We start from the raw sequence: 21,921 nt of genomic DNA, 5'->3' as shown, positions 1-21,921 counted from the left end.
GGCCGGGGCGATCCCCGGCCGGCGCTCCCGCGCACGGCGCGTCCTCTGTTCAGGACTCCGCTCAGGACCCTGCTCAGGACTCCGCTCGGACCCGCGAGGCCTCGCCGGCCTGGTGCGGCAGCGCGGCGCCCTCGGCACCGGCCGCGGCGTCCGCCTCGGCGGCGAGCTCGTCCTTCACTGCGGCCAGCGACGGGTTGGCCCAGGCGCTGGCGACGCCCCAGTGGTAGAAGGCGAAACCGATCGCGGCGACGACCAGCAGGTCCCAGCCCTCGGGCAGGTAGCCCTGGCCGCCGAAGTCGGTCGAGCCGGCCCAGGAGACGGCGGCCATCACGAAGAGGTAGGCGACCATCCAGGCGCCCGCCTTGAGGTGCGGCTTCAGCTCGGCGAACGGCTTGCGCAGCTCGTACCAGGCCCAGATCGGCAGGCCGGCGGCCATCAGCAGGATGACCTTGCCGGTCAGCGGCCAGCGGGCCCAGTAGAGCACCAGGGAGCCGAAGACCATCGCGACCGGGGCGATCACCGGCATCGCGCGCAGCCGGACCGGGCGCGGCAGCTCGGGGGCGAGGCGGCGCAGCGCCATCACGGCGACCGGGCCGGTGATGTACGAGATCACGGTGGCGACCGAGACGATCTCGGCGAGCGAGCCCCAGCCGCGGAAGACGGCGAGGAACAGGAAGGCGATCAGCAGGTTGAGCAGCAGGGCGGGGCGCGGGATGCCGGTCTTGGCGTCCACCCGGCCGAAGACCGACGGCAGGTGGCCGTTCTCCTGCACGCCGTGGATCATGCGCGAGGTGGTGGCGGCGTAGATCATGCCGGTGCCGCTGGGGGAGACGAAGGCGTCCGCGTACAGCAGCAGCGCGAGCCAGTTCAGGCCCCAGGCGATCGACAGGTCGGCCAGCGGGGAGGTGTAGCCGAGGCCGCCCCAGCCGTTCGCCAGGTCGGCGGCCGGGACGGCGCCGAGGAAGGCGACCTGCAGCGCGACGTAGATCACCAGCGCGATCAGGATCGAGCCGATCACGGCCTTGGGCAGCGACTTGCCGGGGTTGCGGGCCTCGCCGGCCAGGTTGAGCGGGGACTGGAAGCCGTTGAACGCCCAGACGATGCCGGAGACGGCGACCGCCGTGAACACCGCGCTCCAGCCGTTCGGCGCGAAGCCGCCGTGGTCGGTGAAGTGCGCGGTGTCGAAGTGCGCGAGCAGCAGCGCGCCGGCCGTCAGGGTCGGGACGACCACCTTGAACACGGTGATCGCGGTGTTGGTCTTGGCGAACAGCGTGATCGCGAACCAGTTCAGCGCGAAGTAGCCGACCAGCAGCACGCTGGCCAGGGCCACCCCGCTGAGGGTCAGTTCCTGCCCGTCGTACAGGTCCTTGGCCCAGCCGAACTTCCAGGAGCTCATGTACTGGACGGAGGCGGTCGCCTCGCCGGGGATCACCGAGACGATCGCGATCCAGTTGGCCCAGGCGGCCAGGTAGCCCGCGAGGGAGCCGTGCGAGTACTGGCCGTACCGCACCATCCCGCCGGCCTTGGGGAACATCGAGCCAAGCTCGCTGTAGGTCAGCGCGATGGTCAGCGCCACCGCGGCCCCGATCACCCAGGCGACGATGGAGGCCGGCCCGGCCAGCCGTGCGGCGCGCTCCGCGCCGAACAGCCAGCCCGACCCGATGATCGAGCCCAGGCCGACGGCGGTCAGGCTGATGGTGCCGAGCGAGCGGCGGTAGTGCTGGTGGGATGCCGTCGCCGGCTCGGGCACGCTCAACGTATCGGTCCTCTGTCTGATCGGTGGCTTCGTCCGGGTCCGGACTCGCCATTGGTCGGTGTCCGGACAAACGCACAGCAGGCTATGGTGCTAAATCGGACCAAAGCCTCAGATAAAGCTCAGATCACCCGATCGTTGCCATCTCGTGTCCGACTATCGGACCCCTGCGTCCGCAGATCGGAGCAGGTCAGAGCCGGTCAAGGCCGGTCAGGGTCGGCCGGAGCGGGTCGACGGCGGGGGGGATGCCCGGAAGCGGGGAAAAAGAAATTCCCCGTGGGATCTCTTTCGAGTTCCCACGGGGAATTACCGGTGTCCGAGGGGGGACTTGAACCCCCACGCCCGATAAAGGGCACTAGCACCTCAAGCTAGCGCGTCTGCCATTCCGCCACCCGGACGGGGTGTGTGCTTCGGGGGCTTTTCTTTCGCCCCCTCGGCGACAGAGAGAACATTACCAGGGTTCCGGAGTGCTTCTCACCTGCGTTTCCCCGGTGGGGATCACCGGGGTGGCGGGGATGCTTCGCGAGGGTGAACGAAGCGGTGCTTCCGGGGCGGGAACCGGTCGGGTTGTGACCACCGGACGATCGGAACCGGCCGGGACCGATCCGACACGGCCAAGTTGTCGACGGTGCCACGGTGCCGAGGGTCGCTCTCCTAGCCTCTGTGGACCGAGGGCGCCATGAGCGGAACGCCTGATTCCCGGGGTCGCGGACGAAGGGCGGCTGGACGTGGAGCTGGAGCAGATCAGCGGGTCGGCGGAGGCCGGACCGAGACGGCGCGGGGCCGCCGGGCCGGGCGAGGGCGTGTGGCGGTTCGCGGTGCCGGCGGCGGAGGCCTCGGTGCCGCGGACCAGGCACGCGGTGCGGGACCGGCTGCTCGCCCAGGGCATGGCCGGGGTGCGGTACCAGGAGCTGGTGGACGACGTGCTGCTGATCGTCTCCGAGCTGGTGAGCAACGCCGTGACGCACGCCGCCGAGAAGTCCCCGGAGGTGACCACCGAGCTGGCGGTCCGCGACGGCTGGGTGCGGGTCTCGGTCGAGGACGGCGACCCGTACCGGCCGAAGGCGCTGGAGGGCGACACCTGGCGGACCGGCGGGCGCGGCCTGCTGCTGGTCAAGAGTGTGACCCTGCAGGCCGGCGGGGTGTGTGACGTGGAGCGGACGGGGGAGGGCGGCAAGGTCATCTGGGCCTCGCTGCCCGTCCCCCGGGAGGAGACGGACTGAGCGGGGGGCGGATCAAGGGCTGTCCGGCCCCCGGGGCCCGTCCGGCGGCGCGCAGCGGTGCTCCCGCCCGCGCCTCCCGGCTACCAGTCCCGCCCGGCGATCTCCCGGATGCCCGGCAGTGCCGCCTCGAAGACCGTCCGGAACCACACCGAGAACGGCCGCTCCGCCTCCAGCTCTCGCAGCTCCTGCGCGGTGACGAAGGCGTAGTCGCCCACCTCGTCCGGATCCGGCTTCACCTCCCCGGTGACCAGGCCGACGAAGAGGTGGTTCCACTCCCGCTCGATCAGGCCGGAGGCCTCGTCCGGCAGGTCGTAGCGGACGGTGCCCGCCTCGCAGAGCAGCGCCGGTGCGACGCCCAGCTCCTCCGCGGTGCGCCGGGCGGCGGCGACGAACGGCGCCTCGTCGGGGTACGGGTGGCCGCAGCAGGTGTTCGACCAGACACCGGGGGAGTGGTACTTGCCCAGTGCGCGGCGCTGGAGGAGCAGCCGGCCCTGCCGGTCGAAGAGGAAGACCGAGAACGCCCGGTGCAGCCGGCCCGGCTGCTGGTGTGCCCAGAGCTTCTCGGCGGTGCCGATCGTGACGCCCTCGTCGTCGACGAGTTCGAGCAGGATCTCGGGGCCGGACGCGCCGGCCGCGGCCCGGGGGTCGGCCGTCACGTCGGTCTCCACGTCGAGACCGGTGTCGATCTCGGAGGTGAAGTGCGTCGGGTTGGTCGGCGGACTCTGGGGCATGAGGCCTCTTTCGGGGGCAAAAGGGAGCACCGGTGGCGTCGTGCCCCAGTCTGCCGTACGGGTGGCGGTGCACAGGGGTCCCACGCACAACCGGGCGGATCATGACCGTTCGCGGGCCGTTCCTGTCGTCGGAACGGGCGTCGGGCTGGCAAATCCGTTCGGAAACCGTTCGGCGCGCGTTCGATCCGACCGGCCCGCGCGGAGAAATCGACACCTCGGCCGCACCTCTTCTTCACGACCCCGCTCCGCGCCCCGCCGCCCGCCCGCAGCACGGGCCCCGGCCCGCCCCCGGAGCCGCTCCGGAGGGCCCGCGACCACCCCCGGCCGCGTTCGGGCTGGTCGCCGCGGTCGCCTACCATCACTTACGACACGGTGCCCGCATCCTCGCCGGTATCGGCGCGCCACCGCGACCGTCGGCGGCAGCGCACAGCACGACGGATCAGGAGACCCCGCATGATCGGCCTCGTTCTGGCAGCCGGCGCCGGCCGCCGACTGCGCCCGTACACCGACACCCTGCCCAAGGCGCTGGTGCCGGTCGACGGGGAGCGGACCGTCCTGGACCTCACCCTCGGCAACTTCGCCGAGGTCGGCCTGCGCGAGGCGGCGATCGTCGTCGGCTACCGCAAGGAGGCCGTGTACGACCGCAAGACCGCGCTGGAGCAGAAGTACGGCGTCAAGCTCACCCTGGTCGAGAACGACAAGGCCGAGGAGTGGAACAACGCCTACTCCCTCTGGTGCGCCCGCGAGCTCTTCACCGAGGGCCTGCTGCTCGCCAACGGCGACACCGTCCACCCGGCCTCCGTCCAGCGCACCATGCTGGAGGGCAACGCCCGGCTCGCCGAGAGCGGCAACGCCCCCGGCATCCTGCTCGCCCTCGACACGGTGAAGAAGCTCGCCGACGAGGAGATGAAGGTCGTCGTCGACCCGGCCGCCGGCATGCGCCGCATCACCAAGCTGATGGACCCGTCCGAGGCCACCGGCGAGTACATCGGCGTCACCGTGATCAACCCCGCCGCCGCCGCCGACCTCACCGACGCGCTGCGCGCCACCTACGAGCGCGACCCGCAGCTGTACTACGAGGACGGCTACCAGGAGATGGTCGACCGCGGCCTGCGGATCGACGTCCAGCCGATCGGCGAGGTCTCCTGGGTCGAGGTCGACAACCACGACGACCTGGCCAAGGCGCGGGAGATCGCGTGCCAGTACTGACCCGGCTGGTGCCGTCGCCGGTCTTCGTCGAGGTCCGCTCGGGGGCGCTGGACGCCCTCGGCGGCATCCTCGCGGACCAGCGGCTCTCCGCCTCGGGCCGGATCGCCGTGGCGATCAGCAACGGCTCCGGTGAGGTGCTGCGCCGGCGGCTGGAGCCGGCCCTGCCCGGCGCCGACTGGTACAACGTGGACGACGGCAGCCTCGACAGCGCGGTCCGGCTGGCCGAGGAGATGCGCGGCGGGCACTACGACACCGTCGTGGCCCTCGGCGGCGGCAAGATCATCGACGCCGCCAAGTACGCCGCCGCGCGGGTCGGCCTGCCGCTGGTCGCGGTCGCCACCAACCTCGCCCACGACGGCATCTGCTCGCCGGTCTCCACCCTCGACAACGACGCCGGCCGGGGCTCCTACGGGGTGCCCAGCCCGATCGGCATCGTGGTCGACCTGGACGTGATCCGGCAGGCCCCGCCGCGCTTCGTGGCGGCCGGCATCGGCGACGTCATCTCCAACATCTCGGCGTGCGCCGACTGGGAGCTGTCGCAGGCCGAGACCGGTGAACGGGTGGACGGACTGGCCGTCGCGATGGCCCGTTCGGCGGGCGAGAACCTGCTGCGGCACCCAGGAAACCTCCAGGATCAGGACCTCCTTACTGCACTCGCGGAAGCCCTGGTACTGTCCGGCATCGCGATGAACATCGCGGGCAGCACCCGGCCCTCCTCGGGCGCCTGCCACGAGATCTCGCATGCCCTGGACGTGCTGTATCCCAAGCGGTCCGCCCAGCACGGCGAACAGGTCGGCCTCGGGGCGGCCTTCGCCAGCTTCCTGCGGGGCGAGCGCGAGCTGACCGGCCTGATCGTGGAGCGCCTGGCGCGCCACGGACTGCCGGTGACCGCAGCCCAGATCGGCTTCACCGAGGCGGAGTTCACCGAGGCGGTGCACTACGCTCCGAACACCCGTCCGGGCCGCTTCACCATTCTTGAGCACCTCGACCTCTCCCCTTCCGCAATCAGGGACGCGTACGCCGACTATGTCCAAGCCGTCAACAGCTGAGCCGTCCACGAAGGGCCCCTCCCCGGCCCCGGTGGACCTGACCCGCCGCCCCTCGATCGAGGAACTGCGCGCGGTGATCCACCCGGAGGGCATGCTCCAGCGCCGCAGCGCCGAGCACTGGGCGGGCCGCCTCTACATGCGGAAGATCTCGCTGCGGATCACCCGTGTGCTCTCCACCATGACGGCGATCACGCCCAACGGCCTGACCTACCTGATGATGTTCACCGGCATCCTCGCCGGTGCCGCGCTCGTCATCCCCGGCCTGGCCGGCGCGGTCCTCGGGGCCCTGCTCATCCAGGTCTACCTGCTGCTGGACTGCGTCGACGGCGAGGTGGCCCGCTGGCGCCGGCAGACCTCGCTCACCGGCGTCTACCTGGACCGGGTCGGCCACTACATGTCCGAGGCGGCCCTGCTGACCGGCCTCGGCCTGCGCGCCACCGACCTGCTGCACCGCGAGGGCGGCGGCTCCCACTGGGAGTGGGCCTTCCTCGGCACGCTGGCCGCGCTCGGCGCCATCCTGATCAAGTCCGAGACCGACCTGGTCGACGTGGCCCGTGCCCGCAGCGGCATGACGGCGGTCGAGGACAGCGCCTCGGTGCCGCGCTCGGCCGGGGTCGCCAAGGCCCGCCGGGTGGCGTCGCTGCTGAAGTTCCACCGGCTGGTCGGCGCGGTCGAGGCCTCGCTGTTCATCCTGGCCGCCGGCATCGCGGACGCCGTGCACGGCGGACTGGTCTTCACCCGGCTCGCGGTGGTCGTGCTGGCCGCGATCGCCATGCTGCAGACCGTGCTGCACCTGCTGAGCATCGTCCTGTCGAGCAGGCTCCGGTGAGCGCCGTGACCGGGGGCGCCGCGACCGCCGCCGACACCTTCCGGCTCGGCGCGGTGATCATCACCATGGGCAACCGCCCGGACGAGCTGACCGCGCTGATCGAGTCGGTCCGGGCCCAGGAGGGCCCCGCCGTCGAGCTGGCCGTGGTCGCCAACGGCGCCCCGCTCCCGCCGCTGCCGGCGGGCGTGCGCGCCGTCGAGCTGCCGGAGAACCTCGGCATCCCGGGCGGCCGCAACGTCGGCATCGAGCTGTTCGGCCGGGACGGCAAGGAGGTGGACGCCGTCCTCTTCCTGGACGACGACGGCCACCTGCCGCGCACCGACTCGGCCCGCCTGCTGCGCGAGGCCTTCACCGCCGACCCGGAGCTGGGCATCGTCAGCTTCCGGATCGCCGACCCGGACACCGGCGTCACCCAGCGCCGGCACGTCCCCCGGCTGCGCGCCAGCGACCCGCTGCGCTCCTCCCGGGTGACCACCTTCCTGGGCGGCGCGAGCGCCGTGCGCTGCACCGTGTTCGAGCAGGCCGGGCAGCTGCCCGCCGAGTTCTTCTACGCGCACGAGGAGACCGACCTCGCCTGGCGCGCGCTGGACGCCGGCTGGGCCATCGACTACCGGGCGGACGTGGTGCTGCACCACCCCACCACCTCGCCCGCCCGGCACGCGACGTACTTCCACAACGTGGCCCGCAACAGGGTGTGGCTCGCCCGGCGGAACCTTCCGGCCCTGTTCGTGCCTCTCTATCTGGGAACCTGGTTCCTGCTGACCCTGGCCCGCCGCCCCTCCCCCGAGGCGCTGAAGGCCTGGTGGGGCGGGTTCCGGGCGGGCTGGCGCGAACCCTGCGGTACGCGGCGGCCCATGCGATGGCGTACCGTTTGGCGACTGACCAGGCTGGGCCGGCCACCGGTCATCTGACCTGTCCGATGACCGTACGGCAGGCCGATCGGACCGGTCGTACAGCCGTACGGTCGGCCCGATCGCTGCGGCCGGTGACCACACACCGGCCGGACTCCCCCCGTGATCCGAGTGGATCCCCCTCGGCGCAAGGCCGGCGGACCCCCGCCGACCGGCCCGCCCCGACCCGATCCCGCGCGAAGGACGAATGTGTCGACAGTGAGTGAACCCGTCAGCCTCTCAGCCCCGAGGGGGGCGGACGCGGGCCTGACCCCCAAGCAGCTTGCGGACAAGTACGGCCTGGCGGTCAGCGGCAGACGGCCCGGCCTCCTCGCCTACACCAAGCAGCTGTGGGCGCGGCGCCACTTCATCTGGGCCTTCGCCACCGCACGACTGGTGGCCCAGTACACCGACGCCAAGCTCGGCCAGCTCTGGCAGGTCGTGACCCCGCTGCTGAACTGCGCGGTGTTCTACCTGGTCTTCGGTGTGATCCTGAAGAACAAGGACGGGTTCCCGGCGGGCACCTACACCGCCTGGCTCTGCATCGGCGTCTTCGTCTTCCAGTTCACCCAGAACGCGGTGCAGTCCGGCACCCGGGCGATCTCCGACAACCTCGGGCTGATCCGCGCCCTGCACTTCCCCCGGGCCTCGCTGCCGATCGCCTTCACCGTGATCCAGCTCCAGCAGCTGCTGATCTCGATGGTCGTGCTGGTCGGCGTGGTGCTGATCAGCGGCATCGACCCGGGCCGGACCTGGGTGCTGGTGGTGCCCGCCCTGATCCTGCAGTCGCTGTTCAACACCGGTGTGGCCCTGGTGATGGCGCGGATCGGCGCCAAGACCAGTGACATCTCCCAGCTGATCCCGTTCGCCATGCGCGCCTGGATGTTCCTCTCCGGCGTGATGTTCAGCATCCAGGACAAGATCAACTCCTGGCCGCCGTTCTGGCAGAAGGTGATGCAGGTCAACCCGGCGTCGATCTACATGGACCTGGTCCGGCACGCGCTCGCGCCGGTCATCTACAACAAGCACGTCCCCCAGCACCAGACCCTCCCGCCGCACCTGTGGACCTACGGCATCGCCTGGGCGGTCGTGATGTTCGTGATCGGATACGTCTTCTTCTGGAAGGCCGAGGAGGAGTACGGCCGTGGCTGACACCGACCTGGAAAAGAGCCTGTCCGTGCAGGACAGCGACGTCGCCCGCGAGCCCACCGTGGTCGTCGACGACGTGCACATCGTCTACCGGGTGCACGGCGCCGGCTCGGGCAAGGGCAGCGCCACCTCGGCGATCAGCCGCATCATCAGCCGCAAGCGCGGCTCCGGCGTGCGCGAGGTGCACGCGGTGAAGGGCATCAGCTTCACCGCGTACAAGGGCGAGGCGATCGGCCTGATCGGCTCCAACGGCTCCGGCAAGTCGACCATGCTCGCGGCGATCGCCGGCCTGCTGCCGACCGAGAAGGGCGGCATCTACACCAACGGCCAGCCCTCGCTGCTGGGCGTCAACGCCGCGCTGATGAACGAGCTCACCGGTGAGCGCAACGTCATCCTCGGCTGCCTGGCGATGGGCATGACCCCCGCCCAGGTGAAGGCGCGCTACCAGGAGATCGTCGACTTCTCCGGCATCAACGACAAGGGCGACTTCATCTCCCTGCCGATGCGCACCTACTCCTCCGGCATGGGCGCCCGCCTGCGGTTCTCCATCGCCGCGGCGAAGACCCACGACGTGCTGCTGATCGACGAGGCGCTGGCCACCGGCGACCAGGCGTTCCAGCAGCGCAGCAAGAAGCGGATCGACGAGCTGCGGGGCTCCGCCGGTACGGTCTTCCTGGTCAGCCACGACAACAACTCGATCCGCGAGGTCTGCGAGCGGACCATCTGGATCGAGGCCGGCGAGCTGGTCATGGACGGCCCGACCGATGAGGTCGTGGGCCGCTACGAGCGCGGCGAGCGGCCGTAGCCCCGGCGCGACGCACGGAGGGGCCGGTACCGGGGACTGCCCGGTACCGGCCCCTGCCGTGTGCCCCCGGCCGTGCACCGGTGCCGTGTGCCCCCGCGGTACCCCGGGTGGCCCGCCGCTGCGCGGGTGAGCGCCCCGCGCGCCGGGCGGGCCGGTCTTCTCCGGCGCGGCCGGTGGTGCCAGGCTGTAAGGCACGGGGGTGGTGTGTCGGACGGGACTCCCGGTATCGGACGCGTGTCCGACTCGGGGAGGTCGCGCGGAGCGGTGTAGAACGGGGGAGTGACAGCAGTGTCGGCTTCGGCCCAGCCCAGCAGTGAGCCAGTGGACCGCTCGACGGGGGGGACCCTGGACAAGGCGAGCGCGGAGAACTTCCCGGTCGCCCCGTTCTTCCTGCCCGCCGCCTGGCGCGACGACCTGATGGCGGTCTACGGCTTCGCGCGCCTGGTGGACGACGCCGGTGACGGTGACCTGGCCGACCCGGCCGGCACCGCCCGGCTGCTCGGCGTCGCCGGGCCGCCCCCCGCCGCCGGGCCCGCCGCCGGGGCCGACCCCTCGGTCACCCCTTCGGCCCAGCCCGGTCCGCCCGGTCCGGCCGAGGTCGCCTTCCGGCTCGCCCTGCTCGACGCCCTGGAGCAGGACCTCGACCGGGTGTTCGAGTCGGCCCTGCACCCCGGCACCGCCGAGGCCCCGCGCCACCCGCTGATGCGCGCCCTCGTCCCGCTGGTGGACCGGCGGGCGCTGACCCCCGAACCGTTCCGCCGTCTGATCGAGGCCAACCGGGTGGACCAGACCACCGCCCGCTACGCCACCTACCAGGACCTGATCGGCTACTGCACGCTCTCCGCCGACCCGGTCGGCCGCCTGGTGCTGGCCATCGCCGGCGTCGCCACCCCCGAGCGGATCGAACTCTCCGACGCGGTCTGCAGCGGCCTCCAGGTGGTCGAACACCTCCAGGACGTGGCCGAGGACCTCGCCCGCGGCCGGATCTACCTCCCCGCCGAGGACCTCGCCCGGTTCGGCGTCACCGAGGCGGACCTCGCCGCCCCGAGCGCCGACGGCCCCGTCCGTGAGCTGGTCGCCTTCGAGGCCGCCCGGGCCCGCACCCTGCTCGACCACGGCGCGCCATTGGTAGGTACGGTTCGGGGGAGGCTTCGACTGCTCCTGGCGGGATTCACCGCCGGCGGGTACGCGGCCCTGGCGGCCATCGAGGACGCCGGGTACGACGTGCTCGCCCAGCAGGCGAAGCCCGACAAGCGCCGCCTCGCAGCGAAGGCGGCGGCCATCTTCGCGAAGGGAAGGTGAACGCCCGAGTGGCGGCATCACCACTGGCGTCGGCGCAGGTCATGGCGGCGTACCGGTACTGCGAGGCAGTCACCGGACTGCAGGCCCGCAACTTCAGCTACGGCATCCGCCTGCTGCCGGAGCCGAAGCGGCTGGCCATGTCGGCCCTGTACGCCCTGGCCCGCCGGGTCGACGACATCGGCGACGGGGACCTCCCCGACGACCGCAAGGCCGAGGCGCTGCAGCGCACCCGCGAGCTGCTGGGCGAGATCCGCGCCGGAGCGGTCGCCGAGGACGACACCGACCCGATCAAGGTCGCCCTGGCGGACGCCGCCCGGCGCTTCCCGATCCCGCTCGGCGGCTTCGACGAGCTGATCGACGGCGTCGAGATGGACCTCAAGGGCGCCGAGTACCAGACGTACGAGGAGCTCAAGGTCTACTGCCGCTGCGTCGCGGGCGCGATCGGCCGGCTGTCGCTCGGCGTGTACGGCTGCGACGACCCGGAGCGCGGCGCGCACTACGCCGACACCCTGGGCCTGGCCCTGCAGCTCACCAACATCCTCCGCGACCTGCGCGAGGACGCCCTGAACGGCCGGACCTACCTGCCCGCCGAGGACCTCGCCCGGTTCGGCTGCGAGCAGGGCTTCGCGCTGCCGAGGCCGCCGGCCGGCGCGGACTTCACCGGCCTGGTGGCCTTCGAGGCCGCCCGGGCCCAGGCCGCCTTCGAGGAGGGCCTGCGGCTGCTGCCGATGCTGGACCGCCGCAGCCGGGCCTGCACCGCGGCGATGGCCGGCATCTACCACCGGCTGCTCGGCCGGATCGCCGCCGACCCGGAGTCGGTGCTGCGCGGCCGCGTCTCGCTGCCGGGCTGGGAGAAGGCGTACGTGGCGCTTTCCGGGCTCGCCGGGGGGCGTTCTTGATTCTCGCCGCAGTTCTGTCACGCTGTGTCAGCGGGGAATCACTGCTGGGTGGGCCCGTGTTGTCCACCAGGATGGGCACGACGTCGACCACGAACGCCCCGGCCGGACCGGGTGCCGGACACGAGGGGGAAGGCCGATGACCGGGCGAGCCGATGCCGCGCGCCCGGCCGCCGTCGTGGTCGGCGGTGGTCTGGCGGGCATCACCGCCGCGCTGCGGCTGGCCGAGGCCGGCCACCGGGTCACCCTGGCCGAGGGGCGCCCCCGGCTGGGCGGGCTGGCCTTCTCCTTCCGGCGCGGCGAGCTGACCGTCGACAACGGCCAGCACGTCTACCTGCGCTGCTGCACCGCCTACCGCGGCCTGCTCGACCGGCTCGGCGCCGGCCGGCTGGTCCACCTCCAGGACCGGCTCGACGTGCCGGTGCTCGGCGTGTCCGGGCCCGACGCGGCCCCGGTGCGCACGCTCGGCCGCCTCCGCCGGGCCGGCCTGCCCGTCCCGCTCCACCTGGCCGGCAGCCTGGCCCGCTACCCGCACCTGGGCCCGGCCGACCGGGCCCGGGTGGTCCGCGGCGCACTCGCCCTCCAAGGCCTCGACCTCGCCGACCCGGCGCTGGACACCGTCTCCTTCGGCGCCTGGCTGCGCGCCAACGGGCAGAACGGGCGCACCGTCGCCGCGCTGTGGGACCTCGTCGGCGTCGCCACCCTGAACGCCCGCGCCGAGCAGGTGTCCCTGGCACTGGCCGCGATGGTCTTCAAGACCGGCCTGCTCTCCGACCCGGGGGCCTCCGACATCGGCATGGCCGCCGTCCCGCTCGGCACCATCCACCACGACCGCGCGCTCGCCGAGCTGGAGCGCGCCGGGGTCAAGGTGCTGCTGCGGGCCCGGGTGGCCGAGCTCAAGCCCGCCGTCCCCCAGCACGCCGTCCGGCTGGAGGGCGACGAGCTGCTCACCGCCGACACCGTGGTGCTGGCCGGCGCCCAGGACGCCGCCGCCGCCCTGCTCCCGCCGGACGCGATCGAGGGGCAGCAGCGGCTCGCCGGGTTCGGCACCGCGCCGATCCTCAACGTGCACGTCGTCTACGACCGCAAGGTGCTGCGCAAGCCCTTCTTCGCCGCGCTCGGCTCGCCGGTGCAGTGGGTCTTCGACCGCACCGCGCACTCCGGCCTGGCCGGCACCGGGCTGGGCGGGGCCCACCCGGACGCCCAGTACCTGGCGCTCTCGCAGTCCGCCGTCCAGGACGAGATCGACCTGCCGGTCTCCGAGCTGCGCCGCCGCTACCTGCCGGAGCTCGCCCGGCTGCTGCCCGCCGCCGGGCAGGCCGAGGTGCTGGACTTCTTCGTCACCCGCGAGCGCACCGCCACCTTCGACCCGGCCCCGGGCACCGCCGCGCTGCGCCCGTCCGCCCGGACGAACGTCCCCGGCCTGCTGCTGGCCGGCGCGTGGACGGCCACCGGGTGGCCCGCGACCATGGAAGGTGCCGTCCGCAGCGGTCACGCCGCGGCCGACGCGGCGCTCGCCGGCACCCGGCTCCCGGTGGACCACGGCGACGGGAGGTGGCCCCGATGACCCAGGGCCCCGCCGTCGGCGACCCCGCGAGAACCGCCGGCCCCGACGCCGGCCAGGCCGGCCGTACCGGTCTCATCGACATCGCAAGCGCCCGGCCGTCCCGTGCGGCCCGGCACCACCAGGGAGAGGGAACGCACGTGGAGTCACGCACCGGCACTGCCGTCGGAGGCACGGCGCACGCCGAACCGGTCTCGGTGCCGGAGCTGCTCGCCCGCAGCCGCACGCTCTGCACCCCGCCGCTGAAGGCCGCCGTCGCCCGTTTGGCCGCACCGATGGACACCGTTGCGGCCTACCACTTCGGCTGGATCGACCGGGACGGCACGCCGGCCGCGGGGGACGGCGGCAAGGCCGTCCGCCCGGCCCTGGCGCTGCTCTCCGCCCAGGCCGTCGGCGCCCCGGCGGAGGCCGGTGTGCCCGGTGGGGTCGCTGTTGAACTGGTGCACAACTTCTCCCTCCTTCATGATGACCTGATGGACGGTGACGAGACCAGACGGCACCGGGCCACCGCCTGGACGGTCTTCGGTCCGGCCCAGGCGATCCTGGTCGGCGATGCCCTGGCGACGCTCGGTACGGAGGTGCTCCTCGACGCCGGGGCGACCGGCGTGGCGAGCGCCACCGACGCCGCACGCGCCGTCCGGCTGCTCACCACCGCCACCCGCGGGCTCATCGACGGCCAGGCCATGGACGTCGCCTTCGAGCAGCGGGACAGCGTCACCGTCGCCGAGTGCCTGGAGATGGAGGGCGGCAAGACCGCCGCCCTGCTCGCCGCCGCCTCCGCCATCGGCGCCGTCCTGGCGGGCGCCGACGACCGGGTGTCGGACGCCCTCCAGCGCTACGGCCACCACCTGGGCCTGGCCTTCCAGGCGGTGGACGACCTGCTCGGGATCTGGGGTGCCACCGAGGTCACCGGCAAGCCGCACTGGGGCGACCTGCGCCAGCGCAAGAAGTCCCTGCCGGTCGCCGCCGCCCTCGCAGAGGGCGGCGCCGCGTCCCGACGGCTCGCCGGACAGCTGGCCGACCCGAAGGGGCGCGGCGAGGAGAGCGAGCCCGAACTCGCCGCCCGCGCCGCCCTGATCGAGGAGGCCGGAGGCCGCGCCTGGACCCAGGAGGAGGCCCGCCGCCAGCACACGACTGCCCTCGCCGCCCTGGACGAGGTGCCCATGCCCGACGTGGTGCGCGAGCACTTCGTCGCACTCGCCGAATTCGTGGTGGTACGAGAGAGGTGACGTTACGTTGACAGCAACCGCGGACGGCCGGCTCGACCCTGAGTACGATTCCGAGCCGGTCGCGGTGGGCGACCGCCCCCCGGCGCTGCTGAGCGCCGGGCGGTGGCAGCCCGAAGGGCCCGATGCGCCCGGCCCCGACGGCCGGGAGCGACCGAAGACCGGGCCCGCCTCCGCCGAGGAGGCACTGGCCCGCGCCACCACCCACCTGCTCTCGCTGCAGAGCTCCGAAGGCTGGTGGAAGGGCGACCTCGAAACCAACGTCACCATGGACGCCGAGGACTTACTGCTCCGACAGTTCCTCGGCATCCGGACGGAGGAGCAGACCAAGGCCACCGCCGAGTGGATCCGCTCCCAACAACGGGAGGACGGCACCTGGTCGACCTTCCACGGCGGCCCGGCCGAACTCTCCACCACCGTCGAGGCCTACGTCGCCCTCAGACTGGCCGGCGACGAGCCGAACGCCCCGCACATGCTCGCCGCCGCCCGCTACGTCCGCTCCGCCGGGGGCATCGCGGCCGCCCGGGTCTTCACCCGGATCTGGCTCGCCCTGTTCGGCTGGTGGCCGTGGGAACGGCTGCCCGAGATGCCGCCCGAGATCATCTTCGTGCCCAGGTGGCTCCCGCTGAACATCTACGCCTTCGGCTGCTGGGCCCGCCAGACCATCGTGCCGCTGACCATCGTCTCGGCCCACCGCCCGGTCCGCCCCGCACCCTTCCCGCTCACCGAGCTGCACACCGACCCGGAGCAGCCCTTCCCCGAGCGCCCGCTCGCCCCCGCCACCACCTGGGACGGCGTCTTCGAACGCCTCGACAAGGTGCTGCACGCCTACCACCACCGCGCACTGCGCCCGCTGCGCCGGCTCGCCGTCGCCCAGGCCTGCCGCTGGATCGTCGAACGGCAGGAGGCCGACGGCTGCTGGGGCGGCATCCAGCCGCCCGCCGTCTACTCGCTGATCGCCCTGCACCTCGAGGGCTACGAGCTCGACCACCCGGTCATGCAGGCCGGGCTCTCCTCCTTCGACCGCTTCACCGTGCACACCGAGGACGGCCGGCGCTGGCTGGAGGCCTGCCAGTCCCCGGTCTGGGACACCTGCCTGGCCACCATCGCCCTGGTCGACGCCGGCCTGCCCGCCGACCACCCCGCGCTGGTCTCGGCCGTCGACTGGATGCTCGCCGAGGAGATCACCCGCCGCGGCGACTGGTCCGTCCAGCGGCCCTCGCTCGCCCCCGGCGGCTGGGCCTTCGAGTTCGAGAACGACACCTACCCCGACATCGACGACACCGCCGAGGTGGTGCTCGCGCTGCGCCGGGTCGCCCACCCCGACCCCGCCAAGGTCGGCGGCGCGGTCGACCGCGGCGTCGGCTGGAACCTCGGCATGCAGTCCAAGAACGGCGCCTGGGGCGCGTTCGACGTCGACAACACCAGCACCCTGCCGAACAAGCTGCCGTTCTGCGACTTCGGCGAGGTGGTCGACCCGCCGTCCGCCGACGTCACCGCCCACGTGGTGGAGATGCTCGCCGAGGTCGGCAAGGCCAAGGACCCGCGCACCCGCCGCGGCGTCGAGTGGCTGCTGCGCAACCAGGAGGCCGACGGCTCCTGGTTCGGCCGCTGGGGCACCAACTACATCTACGGCACCGGCTCGGTGCTGCCCGCCCTGGTCGCGGCTGGCGTCCCGGACGAGCACCCGGCGGTCCGCCGCGCCGTCCGCTGGCTGGAGGACCGCCAGAACACCGACGGCGGCTGGGGCGAGGACATGCGCTCCTACGAGGACCCGGCCCGCTGGGCCGGGCGCGGCGACTCCACCGCCTCGCAGACCTCGTGGGCGCTGATGGCGCTGCTCGCGGCCGGCGAGGGCCCGGACGGCCGGGCCAACCCGGCGGTCGAGCGCGGCGTGGACTGGCTGGTCCGCACCCAGCTGCCCGAGGGCACCTGGGACGAGCCGCAGTTCACCGGCACCGGCTTCCCGTGGGACTTCTCCATCAACTACCACCTGTACCGGCTGGTCTTCCCCGTCACCGCGCTCGGCCGGTACCTGCACGGCAGTCCGGCCACCGGCCGGGAGACCGGCACCCCGGCGATCGGGGCCGCCCGGTGAACCGTGCCCCCCTGCTGGTGCTCTGCGCGCTCGGCCCCGAGGTGTGGTCCCTGCGCGGAGGGGACTGGCGCGGCGCGGCCGGCGGCCCGCCGGTGCTCGTCCGCACCGGGGTCGGCCGGAGGCGGGCCGCGCACGCCGTCCGACGGCTGCTCACCTCGGCCCCCGGCGGCTACGGCGCCGTCGTGGTGGCCGGCTTTGGCGCGGCGGTCGCGCCCGGGATGACACCCGGCGACGTGATCGTCGCGAACGGGGTGCGCGACGCCGAGGGGAACCTCTTCCCCGTCGGCTCGGGCCCGGAACTCACCCGGGCCCTCCGGCTGCGCGGCCTGACCGCCCACGCCGGGGTGCACCACACCGCCGACCACGTGGTGCGCGGCCTGGAGCGGCGCGCCCTCCACCTGCAGGGCGCACTCGCGGTGGACATGGAGGCCGCCGCGGTGCTCGCCGCCCTCCAGGAGCTCCGCCCCGCCCTGCCCGCGGCCGTCCTGCGGGTCGTCGTCGACACCCCCGAGCACGAGCTGCTGCGCCCGGGCACCCTGCCGGCCGGCGTCCGGGCCTGGCGCACCCTGCGGGCCACCGTGCCCGCCCTGGTCGACTGGCACGAACGGAACCGGCCGGGCCGCGGCGGCCCGGTGGCCGGCACCCGGCACCACCCCACATCCTCGACGCTCCCCCAGGAGGCGAGCTAGCCATGGCCATGCCGTTGCGCCAGACCGTGCGGGTCGGCACCTACCTCATGCAGCAGAAGCTCAAGCGACGGGACAAGTTCCCACTGATCGTCGAACTGGAACCGCTCTTCGCCTGCAACCTGGCCTGCGAGGGGTGCGGCAAGATCCAGCACCCCGCGGGCGTGCTGAAGCAGCGGATGCCGGTCGCCCAGGCGGTCGGCGCGGTGCTGGAGTCGGGCGCCCCGATGGTCTCGATCGCGGGCGGCGAGCCGCTGATGCACCCGCAGATCGACGAGATCGTGCGGCAGCTGGTCGAGCGCCGCAAGTACGTCTTCCTCTGCACCAACGCGCTGCTGCTGCGCAAGAAGCTGGACCGGTTCAAGCCCTCGCCCTACTTCACCTTCACCGTGCACATCGACGGGCTGCGCGAGCGGCACGACGCCTCGGTGGCCAAGGAGGGCACCTTCGACGAAGCCGTCGAGGCGATCAAGGAGGCCAAGCGCCGCGGCTTCCGGGTGACCACCAACTCCACCTTCTTCAACACCGACACCCCGCAGACCATCATCGACGTGCTCGACTACCTGAACGACGAGCTCCAGGTGGACGAGATGATGATCTCCCCGGCGTTCGCCTACGAGAAGGCACCCGACCAGGAGCACTTCCTCGGCGTCGACCAGACCAGGGACCTCTTCCGCAAGACCTTCGCCGGCGGCAACCGGCGGCGCTGGCGGCTCAACCACAGCCCGCTCTTCCTGGACTTCCTGGAGGGCAAGGTCGACTTCGAGTGCACCGCCTGGGGCATCCCCAACTACTCGCTGTTCGGCTGGCAACGCCCCTGCTACCTGATGGCCGACGGCTACGTCCCCACCTACCGCGAACTCATCGAGAAGACCGACTGGTCCAAGTACGGCCGCGGCAGGGACGCCCGCTGCGCCAACTGCATGGCGCACTGCGGCTACGAGCCGACGGCCGTCCTCGCCACCATGGGCTCCCTCAAGGAGTCGCTGCGCGCGATCACCGAGACCGTCAGCGCCAACCGGGGTCACTGAACACACCCGCCCGGCACCGGAGCAGCCCCGTGCCGGGCACCCGCCACAGGGGGGCACCACCGCACCGCTCCGAGTCGTGAGGTGAACACATGCCAATGCTCTCCAGCGTCAAGTCCCCGGCCGACCTGCGGAAGATCCCGGCCGCCGACCTCCCGCTCCTCGCGGACGAGATCCGCGAGTTCCTGATCGACGCCGTCACCCGGACCGGCGGCCACCTCGGCCCGAACCTCGGGGTGGTGGAACTGACCATCGCGCTGCACCGGGTCTTCGACTCGCCCTACGACCGGATCGTCTGGGACACCGGCCACCAGAGCTACGTCCACAAACTTCTCACCGGCCGCCAGGACTTCTCCAGGCTGCGCAGCAAAGGCGGCCTGTCCGGCTATCCCTCCCGCGCCGAGTCCGAACACGACCTGGTCGAGAACTCGCACGCCTCCACCGCGCTCTCCTACGCCGACGGCCTCGCCAAGGCGGCCCGGCTGCTCGGGCAGTACGACCGGCAGACCGTCGCGGTGATCGGCGACGGCGCGCTCACCGGCGGGCTCGCCTGGGAGGCGCTCAACAACATCGCCGAGGCGCGCGACCGGCCGATGGTCATCGTCGTCAACGACAACGAACGCTCCTACGCGAGAACCGTCGGCGGCCTCGCCAACCACCTCGCCACCCTGAGGACCACCCAGGGCTACGAACGCTTCCTCGCCCTCGGCAAGGAGGCGCTGCAGCGCACCCCGCTGGTCGGGCAGCCGATCTTCGACGCGCTGCACGGGGCCAAGAAGGGCTTCAAGGACGCCTTCGCCCCGCAGGGCATGTTCGAGGACCTCGGGCTCAAGTACCTCGGGCCGATCGACGGCCACGACCTGGCCGCGGTGGAGCAGGCGCTGCGGCAGGCCCGCGGCTTCGGCGGCCCGGTGATCGTGCACTGCCTGACCGTCAAGGGGCGCGGCTACCGCCCGGCCGAGCAGGACGAGGCGGACCGGTTCCACGCCGTGGGCCCGATCGACCCGTACACCTGCCTGCCCATCTCGCCCGACGGCGGGGTCTCCTGGACGTCGGTCCTCGGCGACGAGATGCTCGCGCTCGGGGCGGAGCGGCCGGACGTGGTGGCGATCACCGCCGCGATGCTCCAGCCGGTCGGGCTGGCCAAGTTCGCCAAGGCCTTCCCGGAGCGGACCTTCGACGTCGGGATCGCCGAGCAGCACGCCGTGACCAGCGCGGCCGGGCTGGCCACCGGCGGGCTGCACCCGGTGGTCGCGGTGTACGCGACCTTCCTCAACCGGGCCTTCGACCAGGTGCTGATGGACGTCGCCCTGCACCGGCTGGGCGTCACCTTCGTCCTGGACCGCTCCGGGGTGACCGGCCCGGACGGCGCCTCGCACAACGGCATGTGGGACATGTCGATCCTCCAGGTCGTCCCCGGGCTGCGGCTGGCCGCGCCGCGTGACGCCGAGCAGCTGCGCGCCCAGCTGCGCGAGGCGGTGGACGTGCCGGACGCGCCGACCGTGGTGCGCTTCCCGAAGGCCAACATCGGGCCGGTCGTGCCGGCCGTCGAGCGGATCGGCGGGGTGGACGTCCTGCTGCGCACCGGGGAACTGCCGGAGATCCTGCTGGTCACCGTCGGGACGACCGCGGCCGCCGGGCTGGACGCGGCGCGGCTGCTGCTCGCCGAGGGGTTCACCGCGACCGTGGTCGACCCGCGCTGGGTCAAGCCGGTCGACCCGGCGCTGCCCGCCCTGGCCGCCGCGCACCGGCTGGTCGTCACCGTCGAGGACAACGGCCGGACCGGCGGGGTCGGCGCCGCGGTCGCCCAGGCCCTGCGGGACGCCGAGGTGGACGTCCCGGTGCGGGTGCTCGGCCTGCCGCAGCGGTTCCTCGGGCACGCCTCCCGCGGCGAGATCCTCGAGGAGACCGGGCTGACCGGCACCGGGGTCGCCGCCCAGACCGCCGCCTTCGCCAAGAACCTGCTACCGACCCGAGGAGCGAACCAGCGCCATGCCGGCTGACCCAGACCCGACCGGGGCCCGCTTCGATCTCGCCGCGCTGATCGCCGAACGCGGGCCCGAGCGTTACGAGTTGCACAGCCGCTACCTCAACCCGCAGCTGCCGCGGATGCTGCACACCATCGGCTTCGACAAGTACTACGAGCGCGCCCAGGGACCGTACTTCTACGACGCCGAGGGAAACGAGTACCTCGACATGCTGGCCGGCTTCGGCATCTTCGCGCTCGGCCGGCACCACCCGGTGGTGCGGTCGGCGATCAAGCAGGTGATGGACCTCGACCTGCCCGACCTGGTCCGCTTCGACTGCTCGCCGCTGCCCGGCCTGCTCGCCGAGCGGCTGCTCTCCCACGCACCGGGGCTGGACCGCGTCTTCTTCGGCAACAGCGGGACGGAGGCGGTCGAGACGGCGCTCAAGTTCGCCCGCTACGCCACCGGGCGGCGGCGGATCCTCTACGCGGACCACGCGTTCCACGGGCTGACCACCGGCTCGCTCTCGGTCAACGGCGAGAGCGGCTTCCGCAAGGGGTTCGACCCCCTGCTGCCGGACACCGCCATCCCGCTCGGCGATCTCACGGCGCTGGCCGAGGAGCTGAAGAAGGGCGACGTCGCGGCGCTGATCGTGGAGCCGGTCCAGGGCAAGGGAGTGCAGGCGCCGCCACCCGGCTGGCTGCGCGCGGCGCAGGAACTGCTGCACGACCACAAGGCGCTGCTGATCTGCGACGAGGTGCAGACCGGCATCGGCCGGACCGGGGACTTCTTCGCCTACCAGCACGAGGAGGGCGTGCTGCCGGACCTGGTCTGCGCGGCCAAGGCGCTCTCCGGCGGCTACGTGCCCGTCGGCGCGACCCTCGGCAAGAGCTGGATCTTCGAGAAGGTCTACTCCTCGATGGACCGGGTGCTGGTGCACTCGGCCAGCTTCGGCTCCAACGCGCAGGCGATGGCGGCCGGGCTGGCCACGCTGGAGGTGATGCGGGACGAGAAGGTGGTGGAGAACGCCCGCCGGGTCGGCGACGTGTTCCGGGAGCGGCTCTCCGCGCTGGTCGGCAGGTACGAGATGCTGGCCGAGGTCCGCGGCCGCGGTCTGATGATCGGCATCGAGTTCGGCCGGCCGAAGTCGCTGAAGCTGCGGACCGGGTGGACGGCGCTGCAGGCGGCCCGCAAGGGGCTGTTCGCCCAGATGGTGGTGGTGCCGCTGCTGCAGCGGCACCGGATCCTGACGCAGGTGTCCGGCGACCACCTGGAAGTGATCAAACTGATCCCGCCGCTGATCATCACCGAGCGGGACGTCGACCGTTTCGTGGACGCCTTCACCGACGTGATGGACGACGCGCACCGGGGGAGCGGCCTGATGTGGGACTTCGGCCGGACGCTGGTGAAGCAGGCGGTCGGCAACCGCTGAGCCGCGGTGCGGGGTGGGAGGCCGGACGGCCACCCACCCCCCCGGGGAAAAAAACAAAAAAAAACATACGGGCGCGCCCGGACA

At 72.7% G+C, this 21,921-nt stretch carries 18 protein-coding genes and 1 tRNA gene; 16 read left to right on the top strand and 3 right to left on the bottom strand.

Annotated features, from left to right (window positions below):
• Window positions 1–73: 73 nt before the first annotated feature.
• On the bottom strand, window positions 74–1,750 hold the full coding sequence (locus ABZ885_RS18770; RefSeq protein WP_360189367.1) for an APC family permease: 1,677 nt from the start codon (window positions 1,748–1,750) through the stop codon (window positions 74–76).
• 316 nt (window positions 1,751–2,066) lie between these two features.
• Window positions 2,067–2,151, bottom strand: a tRNA-Leu gene (locus ABZ885_RS18765).
• 345 nt (window positions 2,152–2,496) lie between these two features.
• Here ABZ885_RS18765 and ABZ885_RS18760 point away from each other — a divergent pair.
• On the top strand, window positions 2,497–2,976 hold the full coding sequence (locus ABZ885_RS18760; RefSeq protein ID WP_360189365.1) for an ATP-binding protein: 480 nt from the start codon (window positions 2,497–2,499) through the stop codon (window positions 2,974–2,976).
• An 80-nt stretch (window positions 2,977–3,056) separates the two neighbouring features.
• Here ABZ885_RS18760 and idi read toward each other — a convergent pair whose 3' ends face one another.
• Window positions 3,057–3,707, bottom strand: coding sequence for an isopentenyl-diphosphate Delta-isomerase (gene idi, locus ABZ885_RS18755; RefSeq protein WP_360189351.1), 651 nt, complete (start codon window positions 3,705–3,707; stop codon window positions 3,057–3,059).
• A 453-nt stretch (window positions 3,708–4,160) separates the two neighbouring features.
• Here idi and ABZ885_RS18750 point away from each other — a divergent pair, with 453 nt between their 5' ends.
• The 15 genes from ABZ885_RS18750 to ABZ885_RS18680 all read left to right on the top strand — a co-directional run bounded on the left by ABZ885_RS18750 (window position 4,161) and on the right by ABZ885_RS18680 (window position 21,837).
• The gene (locus tag ABZ885_RS18750; protein ID WP_360189348.1) at window positions 4,161–4,916 is read left to right on the top strand and encodes a phosphocholine cytidylyltransferase family protein; all 756 of its coding nucleotides are present in this window, start codon (window positions 4,161–4,163) and stop codon (window positions 4,914–4,916) included.
• Window positions 4,904–5,965 carry an iron-containing alcohol dehydrogenase family protein gene (locus tag ABZ885_RS18745; RefSeq protein ID WP_360189346.1) on the top strand — a complete coding sequence of 354 codons (1,062 nt, stop codon included), beginning with the start codon at window positions 4,904–4,906 and terminating at the stop codon, window positions 5,963–5,965. The genes ABZ885_RS18750 and ABZ885_RS18745 overlap by 13 nt, the downstream gene beginning before the upstream one ends.
• Before the next feature lie 91 nt (window positions 5,966–6,056).
• Window positions 6,057–6,794 (top strand): CDP-alcohol phosphatidyltransferase family protein, encoded by a 738-nt coding sequence (locus ABZ885_RS18740; protein ID WP_360189362.1) that lies wholly within the window; start codon window positions 6,057–6,059, stop codon window positions 6,792–6,794.
• 65 nt (window positions 6,795–6,859) lie between these two features.
• Window positions 6,860–7,705, top strand: a complete 846-nt coding sequence (locus ABZ885_RS18735) for a glycosyltransferase (RefSeq protein ID WP_360189359.1) — start codon at window positions 6,860–6,862, stop codon at window positions 7,703–7,705.
• A 189-nt stretch (window positions 7,706–7,894) separates the two neighbouring features.
• The gene (locus tag ABZ885_RS18730) at window positions 7,895–8,836 is read left to right on the top strand and encodes an ABC transporter permease (RefSeq protein WP_360189343.1); all 942 of its coding nucleotides are present in this window, start codon (window positions 7,895–7,897) and stop codon (window positions 8,834–8,836) included.
• Window positions 8,829–9,638, top strand: coding sequence for an ABC transporter ATP-binding protein (locus ABZ885_RS18725; protein ID WP_360189340.1), 810 nt, complete (start codon window positions 8,829–8,831; stop codon window positions 9,636–9,638). Before ABZ885_RS18730 ends, ABZ885_RS18725 begins: the two co-directional genes overlap by 8 nt.
• Before the next feature lie 321 nt (window positions 9,639–9,959).
• Complete coding sequence (gene hpnC, locus ABZ885_RS18720) at window positions 9,960–10,940, top strand: squalene synthase HpnC (protein ID WP_360189337.1); 981 nt, start codon at window positions 9,960–9,962, stop codon at window positions 10,938–10,940.
• A gap of 41 nt (window positions 10,941–10,981) precedes the next feature.
• Window positions 10,982–11,839, top strand: a complete 858-nt coding sequence (hpnD, locus tag ABZ885_RS18715; protein WP_360189356.1) for a presqualene diphosphate synthase HpnD — start codon at window positions 10,982–10,984, stop codon at window positions 11,837–11,839.
• A gap of 136 nt (window positions 11,840–11,975) precedes the next feature.
• Window positions 11,976–13,403, top strand: coding sequence for a hydroxysqualene dehydroxylase HpnE (gene hpnE, locus ABZ885_RS18710; protein ID WP_360189334.1), 1,428 nt, complete (start codon window positions 11,976–11,978; stop codon window positions 13,401–13,403).
• A 194-nt stretch (window positions 13,404–13,597) separates the two neighbouring features.
• Window positions 13,598–14,629: a polyprenyl synthetase family protein gene (locus ABZ885_RS18705; RefSeq protein ID WP_360189353.1), complete on the top strand. Its 1,032-nt coding sequence runs from the start codon at window positions 13,598–13,600 to the stop codon at window positions 14,627–14,629.
• Between the two features lie 7 nt (window positions 14,630–14,636).
• The gene (gene shc, locus ABZ885_RS18700; RefSeq protein ID WP_360189331.1) at window positions 14,637–16,724 is read left to right on the top strand and encodes a squalene--hopene cyclase; all 2,088 of its coding nucleotides are present in this window, start codon (window positions 14,637–14,639) and stop codon (window positions 16,722–16,724) included.
• Complete coding sequence (locus tag ABZ885_RS18695; RefSeq protein ID WP_360189328.1) at window positions 16,721–17,413, top strand: 1-hydroxy-2-methyl-2-butenyl 4-diphosphate reductase; 693 nt, start codon at window positions 16,721–16,723, stop codon at window positions 17,411–17,413. The genes shc and ABZ885_RS18695 overlap by 4 nt, the downstream gene beginning before the upstream one ends.
• A 2-nt stretch (window positions 17,414–17,415) precedes the next feature.
• The gene (gene hpnH, locus ABZ885_RS18690; protein WP_360189325.1) at window positions 17,416–18,441 is read left to right on the top strand and encodes an adenosyl-hopene transferase HpnH; all 1,026 of its coding nucleotides are present in this window, start codon (window positions 17,416–17,418) and stop codon (window positions 18,439–18,441) included.
• Between the two features lie 89 nt (window positions 18,442–18,530).
• Window positions 18,531–20,441: a 1-deoxy-D-xylulose-5-phosphate synthase gene (dxs, locus tag ABZ885_RS18685; RefSeq protein WP_360189322.1), complete on the top strand. Its 1,911-nt coding sequence runs from the start codon at window positions 18,531–18,533 to the stop codon at window positions 20,439–20,441.
• Window positions 20,431–21,837 (top strand): aspartate aminotransferase family protein, encoded by a 1,407-nt coding sequence (locus ABZ885_RS18680; protein WP_360189319.1) that lies wholly within the window; start codon window positions 20,431–20,433, stop codon window positions 21,835–21,837. The genes dxs and ABZ885_RS18680 overlap by 11 nt, the downstream gene beginning before the upstream one ends.
• The last annotated feature ends 84 nt before the right edge of the window (window positions 21,838–21,921 follow it).

This window comes from Kitasatospora sp. NPDC047058, assembly GCF_040643935.1.
In the GTDB taxonomy this organism is placed as follows: Bacteria; Actinomycetota; Actinomycetes; order Streptomycetales; family Streptomycetaceae; genus Kitasatospora.
The sequence above is the reverse complement of the archived record's forward strand: the minus strand, read 5'-3'. Positions and strand labels throughout refer to the sequence as shown.

Coding starts and splice junctions, on each gene's coding strand:
- idi (WP_360189351.1), bottom strand. CDS start 3,707: ATGCCCCAGAGTCCGCCGACCAACCCGACGCACTTCACCTCCGAGATC.
- ABZ885_RS18750 (WP_360189348.1), top strand. CDS start 4,161: ATGATCGGCCTCGTTCTGGCAGCCGGCGCCGGCCGCCGACTGCGCCCG.
- ABZ885_RS18740 (WP_360189362.1), top strand. CDS start 6,057: ATGCTCCAGCGCCGCAGCGCCGAGCACTGGGCGGGCCGCCTCTACATG.
- ABZ885_RS18735 (WP_360189359.1), top strand. CDS start 6,860: ATGGGCAACCGCCCGGACGAGCTGACCGCGCTGATCGAGTCGGTCCGG.
- hpnD (WP_360189356.1), top strand. CDS start 10,982: ATGGCGGCGTACCGGTACTGCGAGGCAGTCACCGGACTGCAGGCCCGC.
- hpnE (WP_360189334.1), top strand. CDS start 11,976: ATGACCGGGCGAGCCGATGCCGCGCGCCCGGCCGCCGTCGTGGTCGGC.
- hpnH (WP_360189325.1), top strand. CDS start 17,416: ATGGCCATGCCGTTGCGCCAGACCGTGCGGGTCGGCACCTACCTCATG.
- dxs (WP_360189322.1), top strand. CDS start 18,531: ATGCCAATGCTCTCCAGCGTCAAGTCCCCGGCCGACCTGCGGAAGATC.
- ABZ885_RS18680 (WP_360189319.1), top strand. CDS start 20,431: ATGCCGGCTGACCCAGACCCGACCGGGGCCCGCTTCGATCTCGCCGCG.